At 33.5% G+C, this 17,049-nt stretch carries 12 protein-coding genes and 1 tRNA gene; 9 read left to right on the forward strand and 4 right to left on the reverse strand.

The window, feature by feature from the left end:
* Positions 1-21: 21 nt before the first annotated feature.
* From FJOH_RS24320 to ypfJ, 7 genes are all read left to right on the forward strand, one after another.
* Positions 22-1,218: an SH3 domain-containing protein gene (locus FJOH_RS24320; RefSeq protein WP_012026675.1), complete on the forward strand. Its 1,197-nt coding sequence runs from the start codon at positions 22-24 to the stop codon at positions 1,216-1,218.
* Positions 1,219-1,268: 50 nt separating this feature from the next.
* Positions 1,269-2,087: a 3-methyl-2-oxobutanoate hydroxymethyltransferase gene (gene panB / locus FJOH_RS24325; RefSeq protein ID WP_012026676.1), complete on the forward strand. Its 819-nt coding sequence runs from the start codon at positions 1,269-1,271 to the stop codon at positions 2,085-2,087.
* 214 nt (positions 2,088-2,301) lie between these two features.
* The gene (locus tag FJOH_RS24330) at positions 2,302-2,991 is read left to right on the forward strand and encodes an RluA family pseudouridine synthase (protein ID WP_012026677.1); all 690 of its coding nucleotides are present in this window, start codon (positions 2,302-2,304) and stop codon (positions 2,989-2,991) included.
* A 76-nt stretch (positions 2,992-3,067) separates the two neighbouring features.
* Positions 3,068-4,396 carry an aldehyde dehydrogenase gene (locus FJOH_RS24335; protein WP_012026678.1) on the forward strand — a complete coding sequence of 443 codons (1,329 nt, stop codon included), beginning with the start codon at positions 3,068-3,070 and terminating at the stop codon, positions 4,394-4,396.
* A gap of 121 nt (positions 4,397-4,517) precedes the next feature.
* A complete protein-coding gene (locus FJOH_RS24340; RefSeq protein ID WP_012026679.1) occupies positions 4,518-5,312 on the forward strand; it encodes a DUF2189 domain-containing protein in 795 nt (264 codons plus the stop codon).
* A 95-nt stretch (positions 5,313-5,407) separates the two neighbouring features.
* Complete coding sequence (locus FJOH_RS24345; protein WP_012026680.1) at positions 5,408-9,460, forward strand: PAS domain S-box protein; 4,053 nt, start codon at positions 5,408-5,410, stop codon at positions 9,458-9,460.
* 93 nt (positions 9,461-9,553) lie between these two features.
* Complete coding sequence (gene ypfJ, locus FJOH_RS24350; RefSeq protein ID WP_012026681.1) at positions 9,554-10,399, forward strand: KPN_02809 family neutral zinc metallopeptidase; 846 nt, start codon at positions 9,554-9,556, stop codon at positions 10,397-10,399.
* Positions 10,400-10,542: 143 nt separating this feature from the next.
* Here ypfJ and FJOH_RS24355 read toward each other — a convergent pair.
* From FJOH_RS24355 to FJOH_RS24370, 4 genes are all read right to left on the reverse strand, one after another.
* Positions 10,543-10,616: transfer RNA gene (locus FJOH_RS24355), tRNA-His, on the reverse strand.
* A gap of 68 nt (positions 10,617-10,684) precedes the next feature.
* Positions 10,685-11,401, reverse strand: a complete 717-nt coding sequence (gene bshB1, locus FJOH_RS24360; RefSeq protein WP_012026682.1) for a bacillithiol biosynthesis deacetylase BshB1 — start codon at positions 11,399-11,401, stop codon at positions 10,685-10,687.
* Between the two features lie 117 nt (positions 11,402-11,518).
* Entirely contained in the window at positions 11,519-12,589 is a 1,071-nt protein-coding gene (locus tag FJOH_RS24365) for a chorismate-binding protein (RefSeq protein ID WP_012026683.1), read from the reverse strand.
* Positions 12,590-12,592: 3 nt separating this feature from the next.
* Entirely contained in the window at positions 12,593-13,024 is a 432-nt protein-coding gene (locus FJOH_RS24370; protein ID WP_012026684.1) for a PaaI family thioesterase, read from the reverse strand.
* Between the two features lie 299 nt (positions 13,025-13,323).
* Between FJOH_RS24370 and FJOH_RS24380 the strand changes: the two genes are divergently transcribed.
* Positions 13,324-14,835, forward strand: a complete 1,512-nt coding sequence (locus FJOH_RS24380; RefSeq protein WP_012026685.1) for a hypothetical protein — start codon at positions 13,324-13,326, stop codon at positions 14,833-14,835.
* Positions 14,836-15,023: 188 nt separating this feature from the next.
* Positions 15,024-16,877, forward strand: a complete 1,854-nt coding sequence (locus FJOH_RS24385; protein ID WP_012026686.1) for an endonuclease — start codon at positions 15,024-15,026, stop codon at positions 16,875-16,877.
* Positions 16,878-17,049 lie beyond the last annotated feature (172 nt).

Raw genomic sequence — 17,049 nt, forward strand, 5'->3', positions numbered from 1 at the left:
CGGCAAAAAAACAAACACTTCATGAAAAAAATCTACTTCTTAATTGCATTATTCTGCACCGTTTTATTGCATTCTCAGGAACGTTATTTTCTAAATTCAGATACAAGACTTTATACTTCACCCAATACTTCTTCTGCTTTTCTAGGGTATTTTAGATACGGAGCAGAAGTCCGATTGTTATCTGAAAGTCAAAACGGATGGTATAAAGTTCAGGCAGATAATTTTAATGAAGGATATATTCAGGAAAAATTTGCTGCGACCAGATTAAATGCAAAAGATGTAAAAATAAAAGATGCCGAAAATCCTATTTTAGAAGGCGGTGATGCTTATTATGGCGGTAATCATTTGTTTGTTCTTGTGGCCGGGCTAAAAGCCAGAGCACTGCCGGATAAAAACTCAAAAATTAAAGAAATTTTATTTACCGGAGATCCCGTTGCTGTAGATTATGTTCCTGTAAATGAAGATGACTGGGTAAACATAAACGGTAATTTCGACGAAGAATATGCGAGATATACGTTAAGAAAATTTATTGGTCTAAGACCTAATTTCGAAACGCTTATTAAAGATTTTGATAACCTTGATGTAAATGCGGTTTCAGAGCGAAAAACTCTAAGCGAAAGAATTGTAGAACTGGCATGGAACAGCGAATACTCTAAACTGGAACCTGCATACCAAAGATACTACGAAGTAGTGAAGCAAATTAACGATCCAAAATTAATTGCTGAAACCGAAATGAATATGGCTCTTGCCAAAGGTTTAGCAAAACATAAACTACCGGAACAAATTATTGCTTTTACAAAAAAAGCAGAATTCAGCTTAAAAGGAACTAAAACAAAATCTTTGTATTTATCACAGACTGAATTGGTAAAAACATTCGGTAAACCAGCAAAAAAAGCTAATGTTGGTGACGAATGCGGTATTTATTTAAGTGATTTATTTTATTACTATCCAGATTTAGAAGTTTCTGTTGACGAAAAGAAAAACCAAGCCGAAATCGTAAAAGTTTACATCAACGAAAACAATAAATTCATCATAAACCCAAACACAATTTTAGATAATTCGGTGTCCGAAAAAGCTTTCATTGAAAAATATGGAACCTATATCGAAGCTTCGCTTAAATCACCGCATAATTATTCTATCATAATGGAAGACAGTCAGTTTAGATTAGTTTTTAAAGACGGAAAGCTTTTTTCTGTCGAAATATTCTTTTATTGCTGATTCCCCTTTTACAATTATTCAATACTTTTACATTATCAAAAAAAATTAAAATGTCAACAGCAAAAAAAGATTATAAAAGAATCACAACAAAGTCATTAATTGAAATGAAAAGCAATGGAGAAAAAATCTCTATGCTTACGGCGTATGATTACACAATGGCTAAAATTGTTGATACCGCAGGAGTCGATGTAATTTTGGTGGGAGATTCTGCTTCAAATGTTATGGCGGGCCATGAAACGACTCTTCCAATTACTTTAGATCAAATGATTTATCACGCTTCTTCTGTAGTTCGCGCTGTAGAGAGAGGTTTGGTTGTGGTTGATCTTCCTTTTGGAAGTTACCAGTCAGATCCTAAAGAGGCTTTGCGTTCTGCTATCAGAATCATGAAAGAAAGCGGCGCCCACGCTGTGAAATTAGAAGGCGGAAAAGAAATTAAAGAATCAATCAAAAAAATATTAAACGCAGGAATTCCGGTTATGGGCCACTTAGGTTTAACGCCTCAGTCTATCTATAAATTTGGAACTTACAGCGTTCGTGCAAAAGAAGAACAAGAAGCTGAAAAACTTATTGAAGATGCTCAAATGCTTGAAAAAGTAGGATGTTTTGGAGTTGTTCTTGAAAAAATCCCAGCTGATTTAGCTAAAAAAGTAGCCGATAGTATTTCAATCCCAGTTATCGGAATTGGTGCCGGCGGTGCGGTAGACGGACAAGTTTTAGTTATTCACGATATGTTAGGAATGAATAATGAATTCAGCCCGCGTTTCTTACGCCGTTACTTAAACTTATACGAAGAAATGACTAAAGCAATTGGTCAATATGCTGCTGATGTAAAATCAAGCGATTTCCCTAATGCTAGTGAGCAATATTAATTTTTAAAGATGCTAAGGTTCTAAGGTTCTGAGATTTTTTTTAGAGACAAAGATCCAAAGTGACAAAGGTTCAAAGGCTTTTTAAATTGAACAAAACTTAATAGCCCTCAGCTTTAGCTGGGGGTATATTTTTAAGTTCACGAAAGGCTTTAGCCAAACTTTTTTCAATCTACAATCAGAAATCTAAAATCTAAAAATCAAAGTCCGTCTACTTATGAAAATCCTTTCAGATAAAAATAACCTGCAAATACTTCACGAAGACAATCACATTATTGTGGTTAATAAGCGTGTTGGCGATATTGTACAAGGTGATAAAACGGGTGATAAACCTTTATCTGATATTGTAAAAGAATACATAAAAGACAAATACAATAAACCCGGCGATGTTTTTCTGGGTGTAATTCATCGTTTAGATCGTCCTACAACCGGAATTGTGGTTTTTGCGAGAACCAGCAAAGCATTATCACGAATGAATGAATTGTTCAGCAATCGTGAAACTAAAAAAACATATTGGGCTGTTGTAAAAAATAAACCTGTAGAAGCTGCTGCCAAACTGGTTCATTATTTAAAAAGAAACGAAAAAAACAATACTTCAAAAGCGCATTTAAAAGAAGTTCCAGACAGCAAACTGGCAAGTCTGGATTATAAAATCATCAAAGAACTTCAAAATTATACGGCTCTTGAAATCAATCTTCATACAGGACGTCATCATCAAATTAGAGCGCAATTATCGGCAATTGGTTCTCCAATAAAAGGCGATTTAAAGTATGGTGCAGACCGAAGCAATCCAGACGGAGGTATTCATCTTCATGCGAGAAAACTAGTTTTTGTTCATCCGGTTTCAAAAGAAAATATCACAATTATTGCCCCGGTTCCAGACGAAACTATTTGGAATGCGGTATGATTTTTATGATTAAATTGTTAATTTTTTAATTTTTATCGATTAACTTGCATATCCTAAAAAACAAGCTGATCACAAAATGGACTTCAAAAACGACATTGGTTACCGAAAAGAAACGCTGAAAAAGTTATTATATAACATTCAGAAAAATGAAGATCTAATTGTAAAAGCTTTATATGATGATTTTAAAAAACCTGAATTTGAAGCTGTTCTAACCGAAACGAATTATGTTATTTCGGAATTAAAAGATACCATTAAAAACATCAATTCCTGGGCAAAACCAAAACGTGTCCTCCCTTCTATTCTAAATTTTCCTTCTTCAGATTATATTTATAAAGAACCTTACGGAAATGTTTTAGTAATCGCTCCTTGGAATTATCCTTTTCAGCTTGCTTTGTGTCCGCTTATTGCAGCCGTTGCTGCAGGAAACCGAGTAGTTTTAAAACCTTCAGAACTTACACCTCACACTTCTTCTATTATTGCCAAATTAATCGAAAAAACATTTCACATCAGCCATGTGGAAGTTTTTGAAGGCGGTGTTGAAGTTTCAAATAAATTACTGGCAGAACGCTGGGATTATATTTTCTTTACCGGAAGTGTTTCGGTTGGAAAAATTATAGCAAAAGCCGCTGCCGAAAATCTGACTCCGGTTACCTTAGAATTAGGCGGAAAAAATCCGTGTGTTATTGATGAAACAGCCAATTTAAAATTAGCGGCGAAACGCATCGTTTGGGGGAAATTCATAAATGCGGGCCAGACCTGCATTGCTCCTGATTATATTTTGATTCAGAAGAATATGAAAGTCAATTTCATTTCTTTTCTAATGGAAGAAATTGTAAATGCTTATGGTAAGAAAATAGACAAATCGCCTGATTTTGCCCGAATCATAAACACAAAAAACTGGGTTCGTCTGGATCAGATGATTGAGCGCGAAAAAGTAATTTTTGGCGGAGAGACCAATCACGACAAACTTTATATTTCACCTACCTTAATCGAAGAACCAAGTTTAGACAGTCCGGTTATGAAAGAGGAAATTTTTGGTCCAATTTTACCAATTCTGACTTACGAAACCGAAGCAGAAATTCATAACGTAATAAGCAAGTACGAAAAACCTCTCGCATTTTATATTTTTAGTGAAAATAAATCGTTTACAAAAAAATTAATCTCAAATTACGCTTTTGGAGGCGGATGCATAAACGATACAGTTGTTCATTTTTCTAATAAAAGACTGCCTTTTGGCGGTGTAGGCCACAGCGGAATTGGAGCATATCACGGGCAAATGAGCTTTGATACTTTTTCGCATCATAAAGCAATTGTAAAAAAAGGCAACTGGCTCGATTTACCAATGAGATATGCACCTTACAAAGATAAATTAACCTCAATTAAACGAATTTTAGACTGGATTTAAGATTCGAAAACAATTTCGTAATGTTTTGTAGATTTTTATACGGAATTGATTAAAAATATTATATTTACGTCAAGCAATTATTATCATAAAACGGAAAATATAAAACAACTTTACCTTTCAAATGAAATCTACACTTGACCAGATTGAAGACATCAAAAAAGATGGCTATTCAATAGACTTTTCTACTGTATTTAATTACGCTGTTGAGAATTACAAAAAAATTGCCTTATACTCCGGACTTATAATTCTTGTGTTTTCGGTAGTGGCTGGTGCTGTAATTATGGGATTAGCTGTAGCTTTTTACGGCGTACAGAGTTTGTCTGAAAATTTTATAGAAAATTTTAAAATTGAAAATCTAAGTTATGTACAGCAAATTATTACTGCTGCTTCAATTGCAGCAGTCACGGCCTTATTTGCGCCGCTAGGTGCTGGTTTTTTAAAAATGGCTGATTGTGCAGATAAAGATGAAACTTTTAATGTTTCAACAATATTTACTTATTACAGTTCGCCATATTTTCTTCAATTGTTTTCGGTTGCTTTCATTATTGGAATTGTTACTAACGGAATTTCTTATTTTACAGAAAGTTTAGGCATAGGCTATTTAGGAACTGGAGTTTCATTATTTATTAATTTTTTCACATACTTTACAATTCCGCTGATCATTTTTGGAAATTTAAATGCTGTCGATGCTATAAAATCAAGTTTAGTTTTGGTAAGTAAAAATCCAGTTACCATTTTCCTTCTTTTTATAGTTGGATTTCTTGGATCATTAGTAGGACTTGTGGGCTGCTGTATTGGAGTAATCTTTACGGTAGTTTTTAATTCGTCAGTAACCTATTCTGCTTACTTTTCAATTTTTAATGAAGAAGAACAGCAGGATTCTATTGACTCGATTGGAAGATCGGATTTAGAATAAAACCAAAAAATTCTGAAACAAAACAAGAGCTTAACCAACTCTTATTCAGAGTTTTTAAAATATAATTTACTAAACCAAAAACATCCCCAAAATCTATGGTAGAAAACTATAGTTTTTTCAATTTCTTGGTTTCAGGTATTGCCGGTTTTGGCAATACCTTAAAATCAATTATGACAAACTGGTACGTTTTCCGCTCAGATATTATTTTTTACAACAATCCTAAACTCATCGTTCTGGGTTTCTCATTACTGGGATTTTTATCTTTATTAGTTTACCAATTCTTTCGGATAAAGGCAAAAATTGGTAATTTCATTGAGAAAAAGAAAGAAGCCGAAACGGTTGCCAGAGAATACCAGCTTTATATTTTATTTTTTGGAATTGCTGTTATTGTAATCGAAATTATAAACGAAATATTTAAAATCAGGCCAAAGAGTCTGTTAACGATAAATGTTTCAATTGGTATTTCGGTACTTTTATGTTATCTCATAACCGATAAAATAAAATGGCTCCGCGACAGAATTCAGCGCATTTTTATTATTTGCTTTTTTATTTACATTAGTTATGTAGGCTACAATATTGTTTTTCTCTCCAATGATGTAGTTCCCATAATAGTTTTTTTAATCTCCTTTTTCTTTTCTTATAACATCTTAAAGCCTATAAAAGTTTATTGGTTTTTCGTAGCACTCGTATTTACATTCCTGATTTTAACGGTAACCTTTCATCTAATTCCAATAAAATCATCTATCTTATTAATTAATTTCTGCATATTAATTTTCATCATCAACCAAGTTAAATATGCTGTATTATTAAACAATAGGGACAATTTTAGATTTGCAAATGAAATTGTACATAAAGGAAATTCATTAACAATTGCCACAGATCAAAAGGGAGAAATTTTATTTTGCAGTGAAACCGTAAAGCCAATCCTGGGATATTATCCGGAAGAAGTCATGGGATTAAATTTCTGGAAACTTACAAAAGGTGATAAATACAATGCGAATATCCACCCCATTCATCATCATGAAAACAAGATTTATACCCGAAAATTAAAAAGCAAAAACGGAGAGTATAAATACATTCAATGGAAAGACAAAAAATTTTCTGACGACCTCATTATTAGTATAGGCCAGGATGTTACAGAACAAATTCTTGTTCAGGACCAATACAAAAACTTAATTCAAACGGCAACAGATATTATTTTTGAAGTCGACGCCGATGGACATTTTACCTTTATAAATGAATTTGCTTATTCTGTTTTAGGTTATTCAGAAAATGAAATAGTTGGAAAACATTACTCCAATTTTATTCATGAAAATTATTCGATGAGTGCGGTCGATTTTTATGAAAACTTTGAAAACAACGGTTATAAATTTCCTATTATTGAACTTCCTATTGTAAAGAAGAACGGGCTCGAACTCTGGATTTCGCAAAAAATCATCATCCGCAAAAATGATTTAGGACAAACAATTGGTTTTGCAGGTATTGCAAGGGATATTACCGAAATAAAAAATGCCGAAAACGAGAAAAAAAGGCGTCTTGAAAAGATTGAAGCTTATAACAATTCTACCAAAAAATTATCGACCACAGATTTTAGCACTTACGATAATTTAAACACCGTTATCGATTATATCATAAAAGAAGCTTCGACAGTAAGTAAATCCAACAGAGTTAGTTTTTGGAAATACAATAAAGATTTAATCAGCTGTAAAAACTTATACAGCATTGACAACCAAAACGTAACAGATAAAAACATCTTAGACGAAGAATCATATCCTATCTATTTTGAAACCTTAAAAAACAAAGCGATAATAAATGCGCCTGATGTTTTTAACAAATTAGAAACTTCTGAATTTCAAAAGCTTTACTTCACAAAAAATCATATCAAATCGATGCTGGATGTTCCGGTTTTCTTAAGCGGACAATTAGCCGGCGTGGTTTGTTTCGAAAGCACAGAAGAACAAAGAGATTGGGATAACGAAGATATTAACTATGCCCGAACGATTTCTGATGTGATTTCACTCGCCATTTCGATGCAGATGCGTTTAGAAACAGAACGACGATTAGAATTTAAAAGTCAGCTCCTCTCCGCACTTTCTCTTTGTACAGAAAAGTTTTTACTAAGCAAATCGACACAACAGATGTTTCAGGAAACATATGATATAATTGGAAAAGCTTCAAAAGCAGATCATATGTTTTATTATGAAAGAGATTTTTCTACCAATACCGTAACTCAAAAATACAAATGGTCCAGACAAGGCATAACGCATCAGATAACGCCTTTGCGCCATATGACCGAAGACAATTTAAAAGAGATCTTTGAAGCGGCAAAAAACAAACGAATTGTAAACACTTTTACCCGAAAACTCGAAGATTCGTTTTTTAAACAATTATTAATCAACAATGAGATCAAATCTATTTTAATACTTCCGCTTTATATAAACGATATATTTACCGGATTTATTGGTTTTGATGATTGTTCTGAAGAAAGAAAATGGCTGGAAGAAGAAATTTACATTTTTCAGGTTTTAGCCAATAATATTTCATCTGCATTAGAAAGAAACAGAAACGAATCTAAAATTATTGAAAGCGAAGAAAAATTCAAGTTAATCGCCAACAATATTCCGGGAACAGTCTATTTGTCAAAATTTGATGCTTTTTCTACCAAAATCTTTTTAAATGATGAAATCCAAAATCTTACAGGCTATTCTAAAGTTGAATTTATAGAAAATAATCTATCATTTTTATCACTCATACATCATGATGACCGCGATGAAGTTATTAATAATCAAATTGATAATCTTCAAAACGGAATGCCTCTGCATAATATTTACCGAATTAAACGAAAAACCGGTGAATATATCTGGGTTGAAGAATTTGGAGACGTAATTAAAAAAGGCGACGAAATTGAGTTTGTGGGCGGGATTTATTTTGATATTACCAATAAAAAAGAAACCGAAGATGCTATTAAAGCCAAACAATTAGCAGAAGCCGCAAACAAATCTAAATCTGATTTTCTGGCTAATATGTCGCATGAAATTAGAACACCGCTCAATGGTATTATAGGTTTTACGCATTTATTGATGAAAACTGAACTTGAAGAAATTCAGGAAAAATACATGACAACAATTAATCAATCGGCACATTCGCTGCTTGAAATTATCAATGATATTTTGGATTTCTCTAAAATCGAAGCTGGAAAACTGGAGCTTTTTATCGATTTATATGATATTAAAAAAGTACTCGGTCAGGTATTTGATTTAATTGTTTTTGAATCCAATCAAAAAAGTCTGCAATTAGAACTCAATGTAGATCATGATGTTCCAAAATACATTTGGACAGATATTGTCAGGATTAAACAAATTTTGATAAACCTGCTATCAAACGCAGTAAAATTTACCAACGAAGGTTCTATAAAACTGAATGTTTCGGTTTTATCAAAAACAAAAAACAACTTTTGCACCATCCGTTTTTCTGTAATTGATACCGGAATTGGTATCATGGAAAAAAACCAAAAGAAAATTTTTAAAGCTTTTTCGCAGGCAGACAGCTCTACAACGAGAAAATTTGGAGGAACCGGTTTAGGTTTAACTATATCCAACCAGCTTTTAGCATTAATGGAAAGCCGATTACAGCTGGAAAGTACAATTGGCGAAGGAAGTAACTTTTTCTTCGATTTAAATTTAAAAACCAGCAATCAAAGCATTAACGAAAAATACAACAGCGAACTTAAAGGCATCAGCTTAAAATCTGATTTAGATAAAAACGAAGCCAGCAGTAAAAGCATACGCTTTTTGATTGTCGAAGACAATAAGGTTAATATGCTGCTTTTAAAAACAATTGTAAAAAATCTATATCAAAATGCTTTTATATTTGAATGTGAAAACGGTTACGAGGCTGTAAAACAATTTGAAAGCATTAATCCAAATCTAGTTTTTATGGATATACAAATGCCAATTATGAACGGTTACGAAACCACAAAGGCTATTAGAAATACCATAAGCGGCAAAAATATCCCCATAATCGCAGTGACAGCAGGTGCCGAAAAAGAAGAACGAAACAAATGCATATCAGCCGGAATGGACGATTATATTTCTAAACCTATCATGAAAGGTACTGTAGAAGAAACTTTGGAAAAATGGCTGAAATAATTCAAACTAAATTCTCGTTTAATTATAAGTTTTTCCTAAAAATTACATAAATTCGTACAATAAAAAACATAAAAAGCTTAAAAAGAATATACTATGAAATGGCAAGGCAGAAGACAAAGTGATAACGTAGAAGACCGAAGATCGATTTCTGGCGGAAAAGTTGCTGTTGGAGGTGGTATTATTGGAATTATCATTTTATTACTAAATGTTTTTGGAGGCGAAACCGGCCAGCAGATAGCACCAATTTTGGAGCAGATGCAAGGCGGACAAACACAAACTGAAGCTGCTGCTCCATTGAGCAAAGAAGATGAAGAAATGGGACAATTTGTAAAAGTTGTTCTGGCCGATAATGAAGACATTTGGGGAAAAATATTTGCAGAACATGGAATGACCTATAAAAACCCAAAATTAGTGCTTTTTAGAGGCTCTGTTCAAACTTCTTGTGGTGGTGCTTCATCAGCATCCGGACCATTTTATTGCCCCGCAGATCAAAAAGTATATATGGACTTAGGTTTCTTTGAAGAACTTAAAACAAAATTTGGTGCAAAAGGAGGCGATTTTGCAATTGCCTATGTAATCGCACACGAAATTGGTCATCATGTGCAGACACTTTTAGGAACATCTGCCAAAATGCACAGAGATCAGCAAGGAAAAAGTCAGGCTGCAGCGAATAAACTTTCGGTTGCTTTAGAATTACAAGCCGATTTTTATGCCGGAGTCTGGGCACATTATAATGAGAAAAATTTAGATGAAGGTGATATCGAAGAAGCATTAAGTGCAGCAAATGCTGTTGGTGATGATGCTATACAAAGTAAAATGCAGGGACAAATTGTTCCCGACTCTTTTACTCACGGAACATCTGAACAAAGAATGTACTGGTTTAAAAAAGGCTTCAAAACTGGAGATATTAAACAAGGAACTACTTTTGAGGAAATCTGATAATACATAAACCAAATTATAATAACCGCGAAAAGCATGATTTAACCGTCATGCTTTTTTTATTTCCTCTTAACGACAGGACAATGGTTCAAAAAATTAAACGCACAAAAAAAGCCTTGAATTTCTTCAAGGCTTTAAATCTGGGTGGCTGACCGGGTTCGAACCGGCGACCCGCGGCACCACAAACCGCTACTCTAACCAGCTGAGCTACAACCACCATTTTTTTGCTTAGCGAGTGCAAATATATAACAAAGGTTGAGTTCTACAAAGAAAAAAATGAAAAAATTACAATAAATTTTCTAAGCTGTTGACTGCCAAACACCTTTCAACTGTAAATCCTTCTGCAAAATCTTTACCAACCAGTCTTCCTAAGTCCTGCGCACGATAATTTAAACTCTCAAAAAAGTTTTTACTTGTAATTGGCGTTGAAGGCTCTTTTGAATTCGGATCGTAAAATTGGGTTTTATATGCCATAACCGCTTCAATTTTCTTTTCTTCAAAACCAGTAATATCAACTACAAAGTCTGGAGTAATATTTTTCCACTGAATATAGTGGTATACAACTTTTGGTCTCCAGGCTTCCTGGTTCTCTCCGTCGATTGAAGTTTCGATTTTCATTAAACCAGACAGGAAACAAGCATCAGAAACTAATCTGCTTCCTTTACCATGATCAATATGACGATCATCAATTGCGTTGCATAATACAATTTCAGGTTTGTATTTTCGAATCATTTTTATAACCTCTAATTGATGTTTTTCATCATTAACGAAAAATCCATCACGCATTGCCAGATTTTCGCGCACAAGAACTCCCAGAATCTTTGCGGCATCTTTTGCTTCCTCGTCTCTAATTTCTGCTGTACCTCGAGTTCCTAGTTCGCCGCGGGTTAAATCTACAATACCTACTTTTTTCCCAAGGGAAACTTCTTTTAAAATTGTTCCGGCGCAACCTAATTCTACATCATCCGGATGTGCGCCAAAGGCTAATATGTCTAATTTCATTTTTGTTTTTTGTTTGTTTTGTTTCAGGTTGAGTCGCAGTCTCAGTTTTCAGTCTCAGTTTTTAGTCTCAGTATCTGCAAACTGCGACTGCGACTGTAAACTCATAATTCATAACTTCTAACTCATAACTCTCAATACTCTTTTCATCGTCATCGATTTATTGACGCTTTCCTCCCATTCTTTTTCGGGAATACTTTCTTTAGTTATGCCGCATCCCATGTATAAAATGGCTGTTTTATCCAGAATCTGCATGCTTCGTAAATTTACGAATAAATCAGAACTAACAGTATTTCCAGTAAAACTGCTGTTTAATTCACCCAGAAATCCGGTATAAAAAGTTCTATCGTAATTCTCGTTTTCGATAATAAATGCTTTTGCTTTTTTCTTTGGAAGTCCGCACACAGCAGGAGTTGGATGAAGCGTATCAATAACTTCTTCTAAAGTTGAATTCTCCTTTAAAACTCCCGAAATATCCGTTTTAATATGCCAGATAGAACCTGCTTTTAAACTGTACGGTTCAGAAACTACAACCGAAGCCGTAAATTCTCTCAGTCTTTTTACAATAAAATCAGTTACAAACTGCTGTTCGTCTTTTTCTTTTTGCTGCCAGACTATTTCAGTTTCAGAATTATCTTTTTGTGTTCCGGCCAAAGCCATGGTTTCAAAAACATTTCCGTTTGCTTTTAAAAGTTTTTCAGGCGTTGCTCCCATCCAAAATCCAACTTTTGGATGAAAAAAGCAATAACAGAAAGTAGCAGGATAAATTTGAATCAAATGCTGAAAGGTTTCAATAAAATCAAATTCAGCTAAATTGACTTTTTCGCTTCTTGATAAAACTACTTTTTTAAACTCTTCATTTTTAATAGCCTCAACGCCTTTTGCAACTAAACTTTCGTATTGCGTTTTAGCTGCAGCATCTAAATTTAAATCATCTGTTTCAAAAGATTCAAATGCAGTGATTTCTTTTTGTGAAGTAATAATTTCCGATTCGTTCTCCGGAATTAAAACAAGCTGTTTTTCATCAAAAGAAGCAAAAACAAATCCTTTCTCTGTATAATCTGCAACTTGATGTAAAGTATCATTTTGCTGTAAAAAACCAATAAGATTTCCAGAATTGGGTTTTGAATAAAGTACAAAAGGTAAATTTTGTTCTTTATGATTTTTAAATTTTAAGAAAAATGGATTCATAATTTATTCACTTTTCTTTCTGTCTAAAACCATATTCGTCAGTTTACAAAGCGAAACCAGATTTCCTTCTTCATCTGTAATTTTGATTTCCCAAAGATGAAGGCTTCTTCCTTTATGGATAATTCTGGCTGTACCAAAAACATAACCTTCGCGAATACTTTTTAAATGATTTGCCGAGATTTCGATTCCTCTTACTTCCTGTTCTTTTGGATTGATAAAGAAGAAAGAAGCCGCACTGCCCACACTTTCTGCCAAAGCAACAGAAGCGCCTCCGTGCAGTAATCCCATTGGCTGGTGAACACTTGGATTTACAGGCATTTTTGCAGTTAAAAAATCTTCGCCTGCGTCGATATATTCAATTTTCAGCGTTTCCATTAATGTGTTTTTAGAAAACTCATTACAGCGCGCTAAAATCTGCTCTTTTGTATAATTCATTAAAATAAACTTTAAAATCGTAAAATTAAAGAAAGATAAGACACAAATCGAAAAATCAGATTCTAAAATTAAAAATCATTTATAAACTTGTCAGTTTTTTGCTATTTTTACAAAAACAATCAAAATCAATCTTTGGCTGATTTTTTTGCCACAGATTACACAGATTTAAAGGATTTTAAAAATACAACAGTTAATTACAGGGATTTTCGCGAATTTTATTTCAATATAATTTGTAGAGTTCGCGGCGAAAAAAATCATTTCAATCCTATTAATCTGTAACAAAAAACAAACAAATTCAAATGCGTCAATACTTTACAATCTTGGTTCTGGGTTTAATTTTAGTTTTCAGTTCTTGCAGAACTGATTTTGATACTGTTGCCAGTTCTGGAGATTTAAAGTTTTCGAGAGATACCGTTTATTTAGATACCGTTTTTAAAAATATCGGTTCAAGCACCTATCAATTAAAAGTGTATAACCGAAGTAAAGACGATATTTCGATTCCGATTATACAACTTAAAAAAGGGTTAAGTTCTAAATACCGAATGACAGTTGACGGAATGAGCGGCAACAACGGAAAAATTTTTAAAGATGTAACGCTTTTAGCAAAAGACAGTTTGTACATTTTTATAGAAACTACTGCTGATATTACTGACGCTAATCCAACTGATTTTTTATATACTGATGAAATTCAGTTTGACAGCGGCGCAAATCTTCAGGAAGTTGCTTTGGTAACTTTAATTCAGGACGCCGTTTTTTTATTTCCAAAACAAAATGCCGACGGGACAAAGGAAAAAATCCAGATTGAAGGAAAAGATGTTGACGGATTTTATCTTAACGAAAATGATCCGGAAAACGGAAACGAATTGATTTTTACCAATCAAAAACCGTATGTAATTTATGGATATGCCGGAGTGCCGGAAAATAAAACCGTAACTTTTGAAGCTGGAGCGCGAGTTCATTTTCATGCTAATTCAGGTTTATATGTCAGTGATAAAGCCTCTCTGGAAATAAACGGAAAAACTTCAACAACCGAAAAACTCGAAAACGAAGTTATTTTTGAAGGCGATCGTTTAGAATCTCTTTATTCTGCTATTCCCGGACAATGGAATTCTGTTATTTTTTCTAACGGAAGCACAAATCATTCAATCAATCATTTAACTTTAAAAAATGCCGTTATTGGGTTAGATTTTAAAAATCCTGTTAATACCGTTGAAATTAAAAATACACAGATTTACAATTGTGTCGAATACGGAATTTTAGCTCAAAACACACAGATTAACGGCGAAAATATCGTTATAAATTATGCCGGAATTGCCAGTTTATCTTGTGTTTATGGCGGTAATTATACTTTTACGCATTGTACTTTTAATAACAATTGGTCAAATAGTTCTCATTTTGCCGTTAACTTAAGTAATCGTTTATCTGGAGCAGTTCCAGAAACCAATCCGCTTACAAATGCAGCTTTTAATAATTGTATTATTTATGGTTCAAGCACGAATGAATTTAATTTAGAGAAAAGTGCAAATACTGCATTTGTATATCAGCTCAACAACTGTCTGCTAAGATTCGGCACTACAACAAATGCTGATTATCAATTTAAAACCGATACAGAGCATTATAACAATATTATTCTAAATGAAAATCCGAAATATTATAATGTTTCTAAAAACCAATTGAATATTGATAAAACTTCTGCCGCTTTCGCGAAAGGAAATCAGGCTTATATAATTCCATTAGATATTTTAGGAATCACAAGAACTTCACCTCCGGATTTGGGTGCATACCAGAGTAAAGACTTCCCTTCTAAATAAAATTAAAAGTTTAAATACGTATTTTGAAATTGTCAGCACAGACTTTGTTTTCATAGTCTGCATTTTATGTTTAAAACATAAACATAATCATCAGTTAACATGTTTTTTTCTTTAAAACTGTAATCTTGTCCTAAGAATTAAACCTATTTATTTTAAGACTTCAAGTCACAATTTCAACCTGCTTATTTATGAAAAAAAACTACTTTTTTCTTTTTTTACTGGTTTTTACATCTGCTTTTTCACAAATCCCTACTGGATATTATGATACGGCAACAGGAACCGGCTATGCATTAAAAACGCAATTGTACAATATTATTAAAGATCACACCGATAATGGATATGGCGGACTTTATGTAACGTATGCCACATCAGACCTTGATCATTTTTATGAAAATGACGGTACGGTTTTAGACATGTATTCTGAAAATCCAACAGGAACAGATCCTTACAGCTACAGCATTGCCACTACTCAAAGATGTGGTAATTATGTTAAAGAAGGTGATTGTTATAACAGAGAACACATCATTCCACAATCTGTATTTGACGAAAAATCACCAATGGTGGCCGATGCTCATTTTATTACCCCAACAGATGGAAAGGTTAACGGAATGCGCTCGAATTACCCTCATGGCGTTGTAAATAATCCAACTTATACCTCTTTAAACGGAAGCAAATTAGGTGCAAATGCTACTGCGGGATATTCAGGAACTGTTTTTGAACCAATTGATGAATTTAAGGGCGATATTGCCCGAATGTATTTTTATTTTGCAACACGATATGAAAATACAATTGCCGGATATTCATATCCAATGTTTAACGGAACTTCAAACAAAGTTTTTACAGCAGCTTTCTTAAATATTCTTCTAGCCTGGCATACACAAGATCCTGTAAGTCCGAGAGAAATAGAGCGAAACAATGCTATTTATGCACGTCAGAACAACAGAAATCCATTTATTGATCATCCGGAATATGTAAATCAAATCTGGACAACTGAATCAGACGATACTACACCTCCAACTACACCTCAAAACTTAACGGTTACACAAAGCACTTCAAACTCAATAAGTTTAAGCTGGTCGGCTTCGACAGATAATTCAGGAATTGCAGCTTATGCGATTTACGTAGACAATGTTTTTAAACAAAATACAACGAGTACTACTGCAACAATATCAGGATTAACACCTTCGACAACCTATTCTTTTTATGTAATTGCAAAAGACGCATCCAACAATTCTTCTACTCAAAGCACCTCTGTAAATGGAACTACAACTGAAGCATCATCCGGAGGCGGCGGTACTGTTACGAATGAAATTTTCTTCACCGAATATGTTGAAGGTTCTGGAAACAATAAATACTTAGAAATTTCAAATTTTACAGGAAACACAGTCGATTTAACTAAATATGCTATCAAAAAGCAGGTTAATGGCGCCGGTCCGTGGACATCAACTTCCGGACTTGCATTAACGGGAACATTAGCTCATGGGGCATCGTATGTAATTGCATACAGTCAGGCAGCTGCAGCTTGTTTTGCTCCGGCAAGTGCTAATTTATCAAGCGGTGCAACTGAACTTCAGTTTAACGGAAATGATCCTGTAGGATTATTTAAAAATGATGTTTTGATTGATATAATTGGTACTTTAGGCAATACTGCTAATTTTTCTATTGACGAAACTTTAAGAAGAAAACCAACGGTTTCTTCACCAAACACTATTTTTGATAAAGCTGCAGAATGGGATGTGTATCCTAAAGATACTTGCAGCGGATTAGGAAGTCATACTTTAGCCAATTTAGGAACTGGAAATTTTGACTCTGCCATATTTTCAATCTATCCAAATCCATCAAATGGTCATTTTACAATTCAGTTGAAAGATTCAAATGAAACTTCAAATATTGAAATAATATCAATTTTAGGACAAAGAGTTTTTTCACAAAAGAACAGTCTTAATTCGTCTATAAATGTGAATAATATTCAAAAAGGAATTTATATTGTACGCATTACGCAAGGTTCAAAAACAAGCAGCAAAAAAATAATTATCAACTAGATAAGTTATTTTCTCCTTACTATACTTCCCGCAAAGGCTCTGATTTTTAAAAATCGTGTCTCTGCGGGATTTATGTTTATAAAAAACATCGTAAGAAAATAAAAAACAATACTGCTTTAGTTTGCAAAAAAAGCTTTTTTTTGCAGGTTTTTTCTTTAAATTTATTGTTTTA

Source organism: Flavobacterium johnsoniae UW101, assembly GCF_000016645.1.
GTDB lineage: Bacteria > Bacteroidota > Bacteroidia > Flavobacteriales > Flavobacteriaceae > Flavobacterium > Flavobacterium johnsoniae.